The organism is Bacteroides sp. MSK.18.37 (assembly GCF_019129155.2).
Classification (GTDB): Bacteria; Bacteroidota; Bacteroidia; order Bacteroidales; family Bacteroidaceae; genus Bacteroides; species Bacteroides ovatus.
Genome location: NZ_JAHOIB020000001.1, coordinates 387,295 through 402,549 on the forward strand (window position 1 = coordinate 387,295; position 15,255 = coordinate 402,549).

General features: G+C 41.9%; 14 protein-coding genes and 1 tRNA gene. 10 read left to right on the plus strand and 5 right to left on the minus strand.

The annotated features are described in order from the left end of the window. Positions 1-144: 144 nt before the first annotated feature. The 4 genes from gcvT to KSX81_RS01575 form a co-directional block, all read right to left on the minus strand. Entirely contained in the window at positions 145-1,230 is a 1,086-nt protein-coding gene (gcvT, locus tag KSX81_RS01560; RefSeq protein WP_004302054.1) for a glycine cleavage system aminomethyltransferase GcvT, read from the minus strand. 61 nt (positions 1,231-1,291) lie between these two features. After that, on the minus strand, positions 1,292-2,515 hold the full coding sequence (gene pepT / locus KSX81_RS01565; protein WP_004302053.1) for a peptidase T: 1,224 nt from the start codon (positions 2,513-2,515) through the stop codon (positions 1,292-1,294). Positions 2,516-2,667: 152 nt separating this feature from the next. Continuing rightward, complete coding sequence (locus KSX81_RS01570) at positions 2,668-4,077, minus strand: amidophosphoribosyltransferase (RefSeq protein WP_217726005.1); 1,410 nt, start codon at positions 4,075-4,077, stop codon at positions 2,668-2,670. Between the two features lie 164 nt (positions 4,078-4,241). After that, on the minus strand, positions 4,242-6,401 hold the full coding sequence (locus KSX81_RS01575; protein WP_004325317.1) for a glycoside hydrolase family 97 protein: 2,160 nt from the start codon (positions 6,399-6,401) through the stop codon (positions 4,242-4,244). Positions 6,402-6,669: 268 nt separating this feature from the next. Between KSX81_RS01575 and KSX81_RS01580 the strand changes: the two genes are divergently transcribed. The 6 genes from KSX81_RS01580 to KSX81_RS01605 all read left to right on the plus strand — a co-directional run bounded on the left by KSX81_RS01580 (position 6,670) and on the right by KSX81_RS01605 (position 11,715). After that, on the plus strand, positions 6,670-7,503 hold the full coding sequence (locus tag KSX81_RS01580) for a M23 family metallopeptidase (protein ID WP_217726004.1): 834 nt from the start codon (positions 6,670-6,672) through the stop codon (positions 7,501-7,503). A 10-nt stretch (positions 7,504-7,513) separates the two neighbouring features. Beyond that, on the plus strand, positions 7,514-8,290 hold the full coding sequence (locus KSX81_RS01585; protein ID WP_004302049.1) for a hypothetical protein: 777 nt from the start codon (positions 7,514-7,516) through the stop codon (positions 8,288-8,290). Positions 8,291-8,308: 18 nt separating this feature from the next. Further along, positions 8,309-8,686 (plus strand): fluoride efflux transporter CrcB, encoded by a 378-nt coding sequence (gene crcB / locus KSX81_RS01590; RefSeq protein ID WP_004309778.1) that lies wholly within the window; start codon positions 8,309-8,311, stop codon positions 8,684-8,686. A 30-nt stretch (positions 8,687-8,716) separates the two neighbouring features. After that, positions 8,717-9,379, plus strand: coding sequence for a pentapeptide repeat-containing protein (locus KSX81_RS01595; protein ID WP_004305617.1), 663 nt, complete (start codon positions 8,717-8,719; stop codon positions 9,377-9,379). 179 nt (positions 9,380-9,558) lie between these two features. Further along, a complete protein-coding gene (gene eno, locus KSX81_RS01600) occupies positions 9,559-10,839 on the plus strand; it encodes a phosphopyruvate hydratase (protein ID WP_004302046.1) in 1,281 nt (426 codons plus the stop codon). 402 nt (positions 10,840-11,241) lie between these two features. After that, the gene (locus tag KSX81_RS01605; RefSeq protein ID WP_004309775.1) at positions 11,242-11,715 is read left to right on the plus strand and encodes a hypothetical protein; all 474 of its coding nucleotides are present in this window, start codon (positions 11,242-11,244) and stop codon (positions 11,713-11,715) included. A 278-nt stretch (positions 11,716-11,993) separates the two neighbouring features. Here KSX81_RS01605 and KSX81_RS01610 read toward each other — a convergent pair. Continuing rightward, a tRNA-Thr gene (locus KSX81_RS01610) sits at positions 11,994-12,067 on the minus strand. 308 nt (positions 12,068-12,375) lie between these two features. On the opposite strand from KSX81_RS01610, the gene KSX81_RS01615 reads away from it, so the two are divergent. From KSX81_RS01615 to KSX81_RS01630, 4 genes are read left to right on the plus strand one after another with little or no spacing between them, the layout of a single operon-like run. Then, positions 12,376-12,933 (plus strand): DUF4199 domain-containing protein, encoded by a 558-nt coding sequence (locus tag KSX81_RS01615; protein WP_004302042.1) that lies wholly within the window; start codon positions 12,376-12,378, stop codon positions 12,931-12,933. Positions 12,934-12,965: 32 nt separating this feature from the next. After that, positions 12,966-13,916 (plus strand): glycosyltransferase family 2 protein, encoded by a 951-nt coding sequence (locus tag KSX81_RS01620; RefSeq protein ID WP_004302041.1) that lies wholly within the window; start codon positions 12,966-12,968, stop codon positions 13,914-13,916. Positions 13,917-13,937: 21 nt separating this feature from the next. Continuing rightward, on the plus strand, positions 13,938-14,522 hold the full coding sequence (locus tag KSX81_RS01625; protein WP_004302040.1) for a DUF6452 family protein: 585 nt from the start codon (positions 13,938-13,940) through the stop codon (positions 14,520-14,522). Then, a complete protein-coding gene (locus KSX81_RS01630) occupies positions 14,506-15,255 on the plus strand; it encodes a DUF6048 family protein (RefSeq protein ID WP_004302039.1) in 750 nt (249 codons plus the stop codon). Before KSX81_RS01625 ends, KSX81_RS01630 begins: the two co-directional genes overlap by 17 nt.

Sequence of the window (15,255 nt, forward strand, 5' to 3'; positions counted from 1 at the left end):
TCGTATTTGATGACAAAATTATATTATTTCTATGGGATAAACAACATATTTACGGATATGTTTTGCAATAACCATCATAAAATAAGTTAGCCCCGGATAGAGTCGTAACTGATCCGGGGCTATACACAATAACAAGCTTATTTTTTACTTTCTAAAAGGCGGTTTCACTACCACAGCTTTCAATTTCCGACCACGCATATCGATACAGATTTCCGTACCCACCTTACTATATTCCGGTTTCACATATCCCATACCGATACCAATCTTACGGGTAGGCGACATCGTACCGGAGGTCACCACTCCCACTTTCTCGCCTTCATCATTCACCAGTTCATAGCCATGACGGGGAATTCCGCGATCAACCATTTCAAAGCCAACCAGTTTACGGGTAACACCTTCCGCTTTCTGTTTTTCCAGCATCGGACGGTTGACAAAATCCTTGCCCTCCACAAACTTAGTGATCCATCCCAATCCGGCTTCTATCGGAGAAGTCGTATCATCCAGATCATTGCCATACAGACAGAAGCCCATTTCCAACCGGAGCGTATCACGGGCACCCAAACCGATAGGTTTAATGCCATACTCTTCACCAGCTTCAAAAATAGCCTTCCATATAGAATCAGCCGCAGACGGATAGAAATAAAGCTCAAAACCTCCCGCACCGGTATAACCCGTATTGGAGATAATCACATTCTCTTCACTTGCAAACGTTCCAACCTTAAATGTATAATAAGGAATAGTAGCAAGATCAATATCCGTCAACTTTTGCAGAACCGAAATAGCCTTCGGACCCTGTATAGCAAGTTGAGCTATGTTATCCGACGAATTTTCCAACTCGGCTCCCTCCGTATTGTGAGAAACACACCAGTTCCAGTCTTTTTCCATATTGGAAGCATTCACCACCAACATGTATTTTTCCGGTTCATACTGATAAACCAGCAAATCATCTACAATCCCCCCATCCTCATTCGGAAAACAAGTATATTGTATTTTACCCGGAGCCAGTGCCGCCACATTGTTAGATGTTATTTTCTGCAGAAAGGCCAACGCTTGCGGTCCTTTCACCCAAAATTCTCCCATGTGCGATACATCAAATACACCGACACCTTGACAAACAGTTATGTGTTCATCAATGATGCCGGAGTATTCAATAGGCATATTATAACCTGCAAACTCGTGCATTTTAGCACCAAGTGCTATATGTTTCTCTGTAAACGGAGTGGTTTTCATTATTTTAAAGTATTAAGTTTTAAGTATCAGGTATTAAGTATTACCGGAGCTTACCGTCTTTTTATTTGGAAGCCACCAGTTCTGCTATTTTTACGATCACTTTCATTGCTTTCTCCATATTCTGGATAGGCACAAATTCGTAACGACCGTGGAAATTCAGACCACCGGCAAAGATATTCGGACAAGGCAATCCCTTAAAAGAAAGCTGCGCACCATCCGTACCTCCACGAATCGGTTTTACATTCGGTTTCACACCCACGGCTTCCATAGCTGCAAAAGCAGTATCGATGATGTGCATTACCGGTTCTATTTTCTCACGCATATTATAATACTGATCGCGCAGTTCGAGTGTCGCAGTACCAGCTCCATATTCAGCGTTCATTTGAGCTACCAGACGTTCTATCTCTTTTTTACGGTTCTCAAATTTTGCACGGTCATGATCGCGGATGATATAAGACACAGTGCTTTGCTCCACATCCCCCTGAATACCGATCAAATGATAGAATCCTTCATAGCCGGTCGTATGTTCCGGTCTTTCCTGTGAGGGAAGCATCGTAATAAACTGATTGGCAAGATAGATAGAGTTAATCATCTTATCCTTGGCATATCCCGGATGCACATTACGTCCTTTAAAGGTTATTTTTGCGGCAGCAGCATTAAAGTTCTCAAACTCCAACTCCCCTACTTCACCTCCATCCATCGTATATCCCCATTCGCAACCGAATTTCTCTACATCAAATTTATGAGCACCTTCACCAATTTCTTCGTCCGGATTGAAGCCGATACGGATTTTTCCGTGCTTGATTTCCGGATGTTCCTTCAGATACACCATTGCAGATACAATTTCCGCAATCCCGGCTTTATCGTCAGCACCAAGCAACGTCTTTCCATTGGTCACAATCAAGTCTTCTCCCTTATGATCCAGCAATTCCGGGAATTGTGATGGAGAAAGGACTACATTCTCTTCAGCACAAAGCACAATATCCGAACCGTCATACTTTTCCACAATGCGCGGAGTGACATCTTTACCCGTCATATCAGGACTTGTATCCATGTGGGCAATAAACCCGATAGTGGGTACTTCTTTATTTATATTGGCAGGAAGTGTAGCAAAAAGATAGCCATGCTCATCCAAAGTAATATCTTCCAATCCCAAAGATTCCAACTCTTTTTTCAAGTATTCAGCAAAAATCATCTGCTTCGGAGTACTTGGAGTAAGCCCTGTCGATTCATCAGATTGTGTATCGAAGCTTACATACTTTAAAAATCTGTCTACTAAAGTCATATTGTTTTAATTACAAGTTACTAAATACAATTTACAAATTGATAGTTTATAGTGCCGTAAAGGTAAAAAAAGAGCCGTGAATTACAAAGCAATTCACGGCTCTTTTTATTGTATACTTTTATCCGGATACTTAAATATCCTATTTGACTACTTTAAAAATGGCTGCTACCATCAAAGCAATGTGTACAAACCTTGCATTTAGGTAATCCGATAGCCTCAATCAGCGTTTCCAGTGTATTAAACTTCAATGAACTGAGACCGAAACGCTCTGCAATAATACTAACCATCTTATCGTATTCCAGAGAACCGGTAGTAGCATATTTCTCCAGGTTCTTATTCTCATCCCCTTCCAGTTCCTTGATAATACGACGGGTAATCAACTCCAATGCATTTTTAGAAGCCGAAAAACCAACAAACGGACAAGCATAAATCAATGGCGGACAAGCGATACGCATGTGCACCTCCTTTGCTCCGTAATCATACAGAATCTTCACATTGTCACGTAATTGAGTTCCCCGCACGATTGAATCGTCACAGAACAACAAACGTTTATTTTGCAGCATGGCACGGTTGGGAATCAACTTCATCTTAGCAACAAGCGAACGCATCTCCTGATTGCTCGGAGTGAAGCTACGAGGCCATGTCGGTGTATATTTTGAAATAGCACGATGGTAAGGAACTCCCTTCCCTTCGGCATATCCTAAAGCCATACCCACTCCCGAATCAGGAATACCGCAAGCACAATCCACTTCCGATTCATCCGTCTGTCCCATTTTCAATCCGCAGGTGAAACGCACTTCCTCTACATTCTTTCCTTCATAACAAGAAGTCGGGAAACCGTAGTACACCCACAAAAACGAGCAAATCTGCATATCCTCGTTGGGCTTGCGAAGCTGGTCAACATGATCGTCATACATACGGACAATCTCACCGGGACCTAAATATTTCTCAATCTCATAATCCAGATTCGGGAAACTGGACGACTCGCTCGTTGCAGCATAAGCACCGTCTTTCTTTCCAATCACCACCGGAGTACGTCCCCATCGGTCACGAGCCGCGATGACACTTCCGTCTTCCGTCAGAAGCAACATCGAACAAGAACCCTTAATGTGCTTAAACACATTTTCGATACCTTCCACAAAAGTTCTGCCTTGTATAATAAGTAATGCGATAAGTTCCGTCTGGTTGGTGTTGCTCGAACTAAGTTCGGCGAAGTGCATGTTTTGACTGAGAAGCTCCTTTTCCAATTCTTGGATATTGGCTATTTTAGCGACTGTGACAATGGCGAAGCGCCCGAGATGAGAATTGATGATGATAGGTTGTGCGTCTGTGTCGCTAATGATGCCGATGCCGGCGTTTCCTTTGAATTTGTCCAGTTCTCCTTCAAACTTGGTTCGGAAATAAGTACTTTCCAAATTGTGAATGGAGCGTATAAAACCTTTTTCCTCACTATATGTTGCGAGTCCTCCTCGCTTGGTACCCAGATGTGAGTTATAATCTGTGCCGTAGAATAAATCAGTCACGCAGCTAGTTTTCGAGACTGTTCCGAAAAAACCTCCCATGTTGTTCTCTTTATTGATGATGTTTTAAAAAAGATGGCGCAAAAGTACAAAAAAGAATTCGTCCTATAAAAAAAGCGCTCCGCAAAGTTTTAGTTTTCTTTGCGAAGCACAACTAATATTTATTAAAAAGCGGGGAATCCGGAAACAATCTTTTTACCGGAATCTTATTTCCATTTCTTGATCGTTTTCAAGTCAGCGGGAGTTGCTTCAATCAAACTTACTGCAAATCCTCCGCTACGTGCCAGCTTCACAGACATCTTATTCTTGTTTGTTACAAGTCCTTTTTTTATCTGGTAAGAAGTAGGATTCTTTTCAAAATCCGCCTCCTTTCCGTCAGCATAAAGAGTGGCTACATATTGTTTTCCCGGTTCGAGAAAATCAAGTGTAAAAGCAGAAGTACGGGGATTCTCATCGGTGATACCACCTACAAACCAGTTATCAGTACCTTTTGCCTTACGTGCTACGGTAATATAATCTCCCGGTTCCGCTTCCAGATACTTGCTGTCATCCCAATCAACGGCTACATCCTTGATAAATTGAAATGCATCCATGTGACGTTCGTAACTCTCCGGAAGGTCGGCTGCCATTTGCAAAGGACTGTACATCGTTACATAAAGTGCCAACTGTTTTGCCAAAGTTGTACGTACAAAACTGTGGTCGCCTGACAGGAAAGAAAGTTTTGTATCAAAGATACCCGGTGTATAATCCATCGGTCCACCAATCTGACGGGTGAAAGGAAGCAAGGTGGTATGGAACGGCTTATTCCCTGCAAAGGCTTCATATTCCGTGCCACGAGCCGATTCATTACCGATCAGATTCGGATATGTGCGACATAATCCTGTCGGACGGGTTGCTTCGTGAGCATTTACACAGATCTTATATTCGGCCGCTTTTTCCACCGCATATAAATAATGATTGTTCATCCACTGTCCGTAATGATGTTCTCCACGCGGAATAATATTACCTACATACCCGCTCTTCACAGCATTGTATCCGTTATCTATCATAAACTGATAGGCTTTATCAAGATGACGCTCGTAGTTACGTACAGAAGCGGAAGTCTCGTGATGCATCATCAGCTTCACTCCTTTTTCCTTTGCATACGCATTGAGCATCTTCACGTCAAAATCAGGATACGGAGTTACGAAATCAAAGACATAATCCTTCGAATTTCCGAACCAGTCTTCCCATCCTTCATTCCAGCCTTCCACTAAGATCTGGTCGAATCCATGCTCTGAAGCAAAGTCAATGTAACGCTTCACTTTGTCATTATTGGCTGCATGACGCCCGCTCGGTTTTGTTTGGGAATAATCCGTCTGTCCCAGTTTCACAGAATAAACATCATCCGTGTACGACCAGGAACTTTTTCCGGTAATCATTTCCCACCACACACCGATGTATTTCACCGGCTTAATCCAGGAAACATCTTCATAGGCACAAGGTTCATTCAAGTTCAAAGTCAATTTGGAAGCCAGAATATCACGAGCATCATCACTGACAATCACCGTGCGCCAGGGCGAACGGCAAGGCGTTTGCATATAACCTTTATCCCCTTTTGCATCAGGAGTCAGCCATGATTCAAAAATCAGATTCTGATCGTCAAGGTTCAGATGCATACAAGAATAATCAACCAAAGCCGCTTCATGCAGATTGATATACAACCCGTCAGCTGTCTTCATTTGCAAAGATGTCTGCACACCTGTTGGTGAAAAAGGAGTTTGAGAAGCATTTGGAGTAATTGCCCCTTGCAACAATCCGCGAATCTCTGAAAGCTTGGATTCGGTATAGTCATATTCCTGCGTATCATAATCGCCTGGAATCCAGAATGCCGTATGATCGCCGGCCATAGCAAACTGCGAATGTTCTTCTTTTATAACGAAGTAATTCAGATTCTTTTGCTGCGGGAACTCATAGCGGAACCCCAAGCCATCATTATAAAGACGAAAACAAATAATCAGATTACGATCTTGCGCCTTTTGATTCAGGGTAACAGCCATTTCATTATAATGGTTGCGGATCGATTTCACCTCTCCCCACACCGGTTCCCATGTTTCATCAAAAGCAGAAGTTTTAATATCGGCCAGAGTGAATCCATTCATCAGTCCGGGATCATTTTTCAATTCCAGTCCCAGTTTCGAAGGTTTAATCACCTCTTTTCCTTTATAAGAGAGTTCATACACCGGTTCTCCTTGCATGTTGACAGAGAAATTAAGTTTTAATTGTCCGTCAGGAGAAGTGATACTTTCGGCCTTTGCTGATGTGCCGAAGAAAAAAGAGAGCAACAGGCAGACCCATATTGCAGTTCCTATTTTCATGTTCTTCATGATATAAATGAGTTAGTTAATAATCGTATGGCAAAGATAGACAGGAAACAATAGAGGTGTTTTTCTTTATAAAGAAAATATAGAAGGATATAGAAGTTGAAACGGGATAAACATTTAAATATAAAGCAGATAACAAATCCAGAAGCTAGAAAAAATATAGTGTCTATGGTGAAGAAATTAAAAGGATTAAAGACGCATATTACATAATCTTTCTATATTTGCAACGTATTATCCCAACTATATCAATAAACACTTTACTATTTAGAATATGGCACAGCACCTTAAATTGATCGCTCTATTGATTTTCACATTGTCCGCCAGCTACACTTCCGCGCAGTCTTTACGTAAACTGCTGGAACATCCATACGGTATCATCGAGTCAAAATGGGAAAAAGATGCTCAGGGAGCTACCGAACTCAATTACTACAATGAAGACTATTGCGACTATTATCTGTATCGTGCCAACGACCGTTCCTACAATTTAAGTAACGGAAAAAACACTATATTTAAAATAGAAAAGAACGCACAGGTAGACAATCCGTTTAAAAGTGCCTCTTCTTATACGTTCTACCGGGGCAAATTTCCTAAAGATTTCAATATTCAGACTCCTTATGCCTTACCCGTAAAGAACAATCAAAAGACAGCCTGGAAAACCGATCCGCGTGAACCATTCAAGACCTTGAATTTTCACATCAAACAAGGTGATACAATCTACGCCACCCGCAGCGGAATAGCCTGTAAAACCACCAACCCGCAACAGCTGCTCATCTATCATCCCGATCAGACTTTTGCAGCCTATCTGGTGATGAACGAGAATTTTATCGAACCGGGCGAAGAAGTACAAGTTGGACAAGCCATAGGAAAGGCAGGCCCCACAGGTGCTGCCATCTCTTTCTTTTTTCTGGATGAAAATAAGTTCAAAGGAAGATTATCATCCGGATACCCTTACTCCCACTTTATTCCTGTATTCCGCACAACTGAAGGAGATGTGAAACCGGAAGAGAAAACCATCTATCAGGCTGTGACCGACCATGACCTTATCATGCAGGACATGAGTAAACGTGATAAAAAGAAATATATGAAGCTACACAACCTGAAATAATAGATGTATCATGCGCATATTTTTACTTTTCTTCCCGGTCTTCTTTTTCTGCGGTTTGCTTCATGCCCAAACCGTAAAAGTGGAATATGGCGGTGACCCGCTTCCCGACAAAGACCGGAAGAAGATAGAACAGTTTCTTCAACATGAGGTTGATTTCTATTCACAATTCGGACTGCCCGATACGCTGAGCCTCCAACTATATGTATTTGAAAATAGAAGAGAAGCAATCGATTACTTAGAAAGTATCAATGTGTCTCTGCCTATCAAGGCAAGTGGTGCATACTCACCTAAGCTACAAAAGGCAGTCATCTTAGGACGGGAGAATGGACGGGAGAGAAGTCTTGCCATTATCTATCACGAACTGAGTCATCATTTCGTTTCGCAGATTCTCGGCAAGCGTCCTCCAAGCTGGCTTAACGAAGGACTGTCGGAGTACTTCGAACATTGCACCATTCACAAAAAAGCAGTCCGCCACACATTTACCGAATACGAACAAGGAAGAGTTCGGACGATGTATATGCTGGGAGAAGTAAACCTTCCTACATTTTTAAATAGCAGCCAGGGCAAATTTATGAAACAGCAAATGACGGACGAGCAATACTCTTATATCCTTTCGCATGCGCTTGTCACCTTCTGGATAGAGAGCGTTCCCCGCGAGATATTCAAAAAGTTCATATCCGTTCTGCAAAACAAAAATGATCCGTCAACCGTTTCAGAACAAATCAATCTTGTTTATCCCGGAGGCTTCCAGCAATTCGAAAAGGATTTTGAAGCCGCCTACAAATAATATCAATCTTTCAATCAAATGAGTAAAGAAGTTATCTATATCTTTATCGGTGGAGGAACCGGTAGTGCACTGCGTTATTTCATCCAGTTGTTAATGCACGAACGAATCGTCCCTTATCATTTTCCATGGGCCACTTTCACGGTCAATCTTCTCGGCAGTTTTCTCATCGGCCTGTTCTATGCCCTTTCAGAGCGATTCCACCTTCCGTTCGAGGTCCGTTTGTTTCTGACAACGGGTTTATGTGGAGGTTTCACAACGTTCTCTACTTTCTCCAGTGACGGCGTAGGTCTGCTGAAAGGAGAATTTTACGGAGCATTTGTTCTATATACATTATTAAGTATAGGAATAGGATTAGCCGCAACGTTAGCCGGCGGATATGTGGGAAAACAGATTTAATAATTCGAATATAAATCCTACCTTTACGCCATGATTAAAAGAAGCCCAACCAAACCCGTCCGCGTTGTTCCTCCCATGATGGAAGAACAGGAAGTCAGTACTATTACCCTACAGGAATGGCTCGACAGAGAAGAAACCGTCTCTCATCTTTTATTCTGCAAAGGAAAAGAAGAAGGCATCGACAAATCTTATAAAAGTTTCAAAAACTGCACCTTTCAGCATCAGACATTCAGCGAATGTAAATTCCGTTCCTCCCAACTGACCGATGTCAGGTTCGAGAACTGCGACTTATCCAACATTTCTTTCGCTGAAAGTTCGCTCTACCGGGTAGAATTCATTTCCTGCAAGCTATTGGGTACCAATTTATCGGAAACAACAATGAATCACGTCTTGCTGCATGACTGCAACGCAGGTTATATCAATCTGGCTATGAGTAAAATGAACCAGGTACGTTTTGCACACAGCCAGCTCCGCAACGGAAGTCTGAACGACTGCCGTTTTTCATCCGTCGCATTTGAGAGTTGCGATCTCGTAGAAGCCGATTTTTCACACGCTCCGCTTCGCGGAATAGATTTGCGCACTTCCCGTATCAGCGGAATCACGCTTAACATCAGCGATCTGAAAGGGGCTGTCATCACTTCCCTGCAAGCAATGGATTTGCTTCCACTGTTAGGGGTTATTATCGAAGATTAAAATCCTGCAAATTCATCCCGCCGCACTCAAACAAAAAGCATCGTCCCGTTGTTATAGTATAAGGTCGGACTAACGACATATAGGGAATAGGCACAAAAAGAATACCTATTTATAGTGATTTCTCACTCCCCGTCAAGTCCGTACTTTTGCAGAAATCTTATTCAAAAACAATAGAAACGATGAAAATTGAAAAAATTGTAGCTCGAGAAATTCTCGATTCAAGAGGTAACCCCACAGTAGAAGTTGACGTAGTATTGGAATCCGGCATTATGGGACGTGCATCTGTGCCGTCAGGTGCTTCCACAGGTGAACACGAAGCATTGGAACTTCGCGATGGTGACAAACAGCGCTATGGTGGAAAAGGAGTACAAAAAGCGGTTGATAATGTAAATAAAATCATCGCTCCGAAACTGATTGGTATGTCTTCACTCAATCAGAGAGGTATCGACTACACAATGCTGGCATTGGACGGCACTAAGACTAAATCGAATTTAGGTGCTAACGCTATTCTCGGTGTATCTCTTGCCGTAGCTAAAGCTGCTGCCAACTATCTGGATCTTCCTCTATACCGCTATATCGGTGGAACAAATACGTATGTAATGCCTGTACCGATGATGAACATCATCAACGGTGGTTCACATAGCGATGCTCCGATCGCATTCCAGGAATTTATGATCCGTCCCGTAGGTGCTCCTTCTTTCAGAGAAGGTCTGCGCATGGGTGCTGAAGTATTCCACGCTTTAAAGAAAGTCTTGAAAGACCGTGGCCTTAGCACTGCTGTAGGTGATGAAGGTGGTTTCGCACCTAACCTCGAAGGTACGGAAGATGCTTTGAATTCTATTCTGGCCGCTATCAAAGCAGCAGGATACGAACCGGGCAAAGACGTTATGATCGGTATGGACTGTGCTTCTTCCGAATTCTACCACGATGGTATTTACGATTATACCAAGTTTGAAGGTGAAAAAGGTAAGAAACGTACTTCCGCAGAACAAGTTGACTACCTGGAAGAACTAATCAACAAATTCCCTATCGACTCTATCGAAGACGGTATGAACGAAAACGACTGGGAAGGCTGGAAAAAGCTGACCGAACGCATCGGCAACCGTTGCCAGTTGGTAGGTGACGACCTGTTCGTAACCAACGTAGATTTCCTTGCAATGGGTATCGAAAAAGGCTGTGCCAACTCTATCCTGATTAAAGTAAACCAAATCGGTTCGCTGACAGAAACACTGAACGCTATCGAAATGGCTCACCGTCATGGATACACTACTGTTACTTCTCACCGTTCGGGTGAAACAGAAGATGCTACTATCGCCGATATCGCAGTAGCTACTAACAGCGGACAGATCAAGACAGGTTCTTTAAGCCGCTCAGACCGTATGGCTAAATACAATCAGTTACTCCGCATTGAAGAGGAACTGGGAGATTTGGCTGTATATGGTTACAAGAGAATTAAATAATTCAATATTCTCTTACTTGAATAATTCATCCCCGGACAATTAGATTATCCGGGGATTTTTACATATTAACCATTCACTAAATCTTTTTGCATTGTAAGAAAACTAGCTTCACTAAGCATCAATAAATATCTCCAATATTTTGCGAATTGAATTAATAAGGCTACATTTGCAACGTCTAACATATTAACAGACGGTGGGGAAACCTGCCTACTATCGCAGCGAGCATTTTTATGTTCGTATGTGAACTCTTATATGGGCGGTTTCGTACCCCCATAGAGAGTGTTAATGCACCTCTAAACCTGCCGTCGGTATGTTAGACAATGGGACAGGCGAAACCGCTTTTTTATTAGCACTTCTTCCTCTCCCATCAATCTATTATTCATCTTTTAAATTCTAATGATTATGGAAAACAGTCAATTAAAAGACTTACAGGAAGAGGTTTCAGAAGCTACGAAACAGTATATCCTGACTACATTCAATTCTGAAAATGGAATGAAAACGTATTATTTGCAGATGTCAAACATAATACGCTCTGCGCACATTAATCCTCCCATTGACACCGAATACAACAGTTTAAAAAAGCTAAGCAAAAAGCTCAAGCAATATTGTACTTTCATTCAAACACTTGGCGAACATGAATGGGACAAGGGAATAGCCGATATTCAGAAAGCATTAGGCATTTATCTAATGCAAAATAACATCGAAAGTAAAGAACGCAAACAAACGAACCAAGAAATTGCCTCTCAACTGCAATTCATCGTTTTTCTCTCCGGGAATATAAATATCATCAAGCAACTTCATGGAATATTGCAACGCCATTTATCCAATGTGATGCTTTTACTCAGATCCTATCCTGAGCATAATATACAAGAATGAATAACAATAATGAATCAAAAAGAAACTATAAATATTTGCTTTTCTTAAAAATGGAATATTACAACAATTAGGGAAAAACCAAAATTCATCAAAGCTTCAAGAAGAACAGAAAGCTTATCAAGCTTCATATTATCAACACTTTATCAGTTTCCGAAATACACAGTTCCGAACTGGTCATTTCAGAACTGTGTATTTCGATAATATGCAAATATATAAAAAAAGCATCCAGACTAATACCTGAATGCTTTTTTCTTGGATTTGTTATATATCCTTTTTTGAGCCTCTTGTCGGATTCGAACCAACGACCCCGAGATTACAAATCACGTGCTCTGGCCAACTGAGCTAAAGAGGCGGGTGGGTAAGCTATCTATATCGCGCCGCTACAACCAACTACCTTTGCTGCGATCAAGCCCTGGAGGATTCGAAGGGAGCTGGCCGTATAGGACTTACCCGTTTTGCGGTTGCAAAGGTAGACATTTTTATGTATTCTGCAATAGCTGCAGACAACTTTTTTACTAACAAAAGACTAACAGGCTACATTTCAGGCAATTAAAATTGCAAAAAAATATTCAGACAGCAACTTCCTCTGCTTTATTAACTTTAACAACCAGATTTCCCCTACCAACCGATATTATTTGTACCTTTGTGCGCAATTTATAAATGAAGATGACAGAGAACAGAAGCTATTTACAAAAATATGCCATGCATTTTGGCACGTATATGGGAATCTACTGGATATTGAAGTTCATATTATTTCCGCTGGGATTCCACATACCTTTCCTTTCGCTCTTATTTGTAATCCTGACATTATCCGTACCTTTCATCGGATATCACTATGCGAAAATGTACCGGGATAAGATTTGCGGAGGAAGTATCCAATTTTCACATGCCATGCTCTTTACCATATTTATGTATATGTTTGCTTCTCTGCTGGTAGCTGTGGCCCACTACGCCTATTTCCAATTCATCGATCATGGATTTATCATCAACTCTTACATCCAGTTGTGGGACGAACTGATGACCAACACCCCGGCTCTGATAGAAAACAAAGAAGTTATAAAAGAAACGATAGATACCGCCCGTTCACTTACTTCCATCAATATCACCATGCAACTATTGTCATGGGATGTATTTTGGGGAAGTATCCTGGCCATTCCCACCGCATTGATGGTAATGAAAAAGGCCAAACCGGAAAATGACGGAATGTCTCAATCGTAATTTGTAATTCGTAAGTAATTAGTAATAAAAAAATGGATATATCAGTTGTAATCCCATTATTCAATGAAGAAGAGTCACTACCCGAACTCTATGCTTGGATAGAACGGGTAATGCAAGCCAACGGATTCTCATTCGAAGTGATTTTCGTTAACGATGGAAGTACCGACCATTCATGGGAAGTGATCGAAAAGCTTAAAGCTCAATCGGAACATGTAAAAGGTATCAAATTCCGCCGTAACTACGGTAAATCACCTGCACTCTACTGTGGATTCGCTGAAGCGGAAGGAAACGTAGTCATAACGATGGATGCGGACCTGCAAGATAGCCCAGACGAAATCCCCGAACTTTACCGGATGATTACAAAGGATGGCTACGACCTGGTATCCGGCTGGAAGCAAAAGAGATATGATCCAATTTCAAAGACACTGCCCACCAAGTTGTTTAATGCTACTGCCCGCAAAGTATCAGGCATCAAAAACCTGCACGACTTCAACTGCGGATTGAAAGCCTATCGCAAAGAGGTCGTAAAACATATCGAAGTGTACGGTGAGATGCATCGTTATATACCTTATTTGGCAAAGAACGCCGGATTCAAGAAAATCGGTGAAAAGGTGGTACACCACCAGGCGCGTAAATACGGCACAACAAAATTCGGACTGAACCGTTTCGTAAACGGGTATCTGGATTTACTCTCTCTTTGGTTCCTCTCCAGATTCGGCATCAAGCCGATGCATTTCTTCGGACTGTTGGGATCATTGATGTTTCTGATCGGAATGATTTCTGTCATCATCGTAGGTGCCAGCAAACTATATGCCATGTACAACGGTCTCCCCTACCGACTGGTGACCGACTCTCCCTATTTCTATTTGTCACTTACGGCAATGATTATAGGTACGCAATTATTCTTAGCCGGATTCCTTGGCGAACTCATCTCGCGCAATGCACCGGAACGGAATAACTATCAGATAGAAAAGAAAATTTGATTCACATTCAATAAACTGACTATGAAGAATTTAATTCGTATCTTTCTCATATTGACTATCATTGGCGGTGCAGTCAGCTTACACAGTGCCTGCTCGGATGAGAACGATTGCTCATTGGCAGGACGTCCGATGATGTACTGCACAATATATACCATTAATCCGGATAATCCTACTATTGCATTAAAAGACACGCTTGATTCATTAACAATCACAGCATTGGGCACTGACTCTATCATTCTGAACAATGAAAAGAATGTGCATACCCTGATGTTGCCACTACGATACACAAGTGACACTACTGTGTTCATATTCAGATACGATCCCAAACGTAGAGAAAAAGATGTTGACACATTATACATTGTACAACAAAATACTCCTTATTTCCAGTCCATGGAATGTGGTTATATGATGAAACAAAATATAATCAGCGCTAAATTTGGAAAACCGGGAAGACCGGGTAACCCTCCTCCCTATGGCAACGGGCAGCCGGACCAGATAGATTCTCTTCATATAAAAAATAAAGAAGCCAATACAAATGAAATCGAGAACTTGCAGATATTCTATAATTATCGGCCAGAACGCACACCTGATGAAACGACTAATTAGTCTGCTTCTGCTCTTTTGCATTGGGCTTCCGTTGCTGGCACAACAGCAACGTCCGGCGCAAACGCCCAAAAGAGATCAGAAGAAAAAAGAGGTTGCCGAGATAGATACCATTCCGCTCTACAATGGTACGTATGTCGGTGTGGATTTATATGGCATTGGAAGCAAGCTGCTGGGAGGCGACTTTATGAGTTCTGAAGTCAGCGTAGCCGTTAACCTCAAGAATAAATTCATCCCTACTATTGAGTTTGGTATGGGAGGAACAGATACCTGGAGCGAAACAGGCATACACTATAAGAGCAAAATGGCCCCATTCTTCCGAATCGGTGTGGACTACAACACCATGGCAAAGAAAAAAGAGAAGAATAGCTACTTGTATGCAGGACTTCGCTATGCATTCAGTTCATTTAAATATGATGTTTCCACAATGCCGGCAGATGATCCTATCTGGGGAGATGTAATAGGTAACCCCAGTTTGGAAGACGGTTATTGGGGAGGAAGTGTGCCATTCAGCCATCTGGGTATGAAAGGATCGGTGCAATGGCTGGAAATCGTTTTAGGCGTCAAAGTACGTATTTACAAAAACTTCAACATGGGGTGGTCGGTACGTATGAAATACAAAACCAAAGCATCTACCGGAGAATATGGAGACCCATGGTACGTGCCCGGTTACGGAAAGTTTAAATCAAATAACATGGGAATCACTTATTCCCTTATTTATAAATTGCCTCTTTAG

Bases quoted from the DNA above. Each gene is read 5' to 3' on its own strand.
- KSX81_RS01605 (WP_004309775.1), top strand. From the start codon at position 11,242: ATGGAAAACAGTCAATTAAAAGACTTACAGGAAGAGGTTTCAGAAGCT.
- KSX81_RS01625 (WP_004302040.1), top strand. From the start codon at position 13,938: ATGAAGAATTTAATTCGTATCTTTCTCATATTGACTATCATTGGCGGT.
- eno (WP_004302046.1), top strand. From the start codon at position 9,559: ATGAAAATTGAAAAAATTGTAGCTCGAGAAATTCTCGATTCAAGAGGT.
- KSX81_RS01585 (WP_004302049.1), top strand. From the start codon at position 7,514: ATGCGCATATTTTTACTTTTCTTCCCGGTCTTCTTTTTCTGCGGTTTG.
- KSX81_RS01595 (WP_004305617.1), top strand. From the start codon at position 8,717: ATGATTAAAAGAAGCCCAACCAAACCCGTCCGCGTTGTTCCTCCCATG.
- KSX81_RS01620 (WP_004302041.1), top strand. From the start codon at position 12,966: ATGGATATATCAGTTGTAATCCCATTATTCAATGAAGAAGAGTCACTA.
- gcvT (WP_004302054.1), bottom strand. From the start codon at position 1,230: ATGAAAACCACTCCGTTTACAGAGAAACATATAGCACTTGGTGCTAAA.
- KSX81_RS01580 (WP_217726004.1), top strand. From the start codon at position 6,670: ATGGCACAGCACCTTAAATTGATCGCTCTATTGATTTTCACATTGTCC.
- KSX81_RS01570 (WP_217726005.1), bottom strand. From the start codon at position 4,077: ATGGGAGGTTTTTTCGGAACAGTCTCGAAAACTAGCTGCGTGACTGAT.
- pepT (WP_004302053.1), bottom strand. From the start codon at position 2,515: ATGACTTTAGTAGACAGATTTTTAAAGTATGTAAGCTTCGATACACAA.
- KSX81_RS01630 (WP_004302039.1), top strand. From the start codon at position 14,506: ATGAAACGACTAATTAGTCTGCTTCTGCTCTTTTGCATTGGGCTTCCG.
- crcB (WP_004309778.1), top strand. From the start codon at position 8,309: ATGAGTAAAGAAGTTATCTATATCTTTATCGGTGGAGGAACCGGTAGT.
- KSX81_RS01575 (WP_004325317.1), bottom strand. From the start codon at position 6,401: ATGAAGAACATGAAAATAGGAACTGCAATATGGGTCTGCCTGTTGCTC.
- KSX81_RS01615 (WP_004302042.1), top strand. From the start codon at position 12,376: ATGAAGATGACAGAGAACAGAAGCTATTTACAAAAATATGCCATGCAT.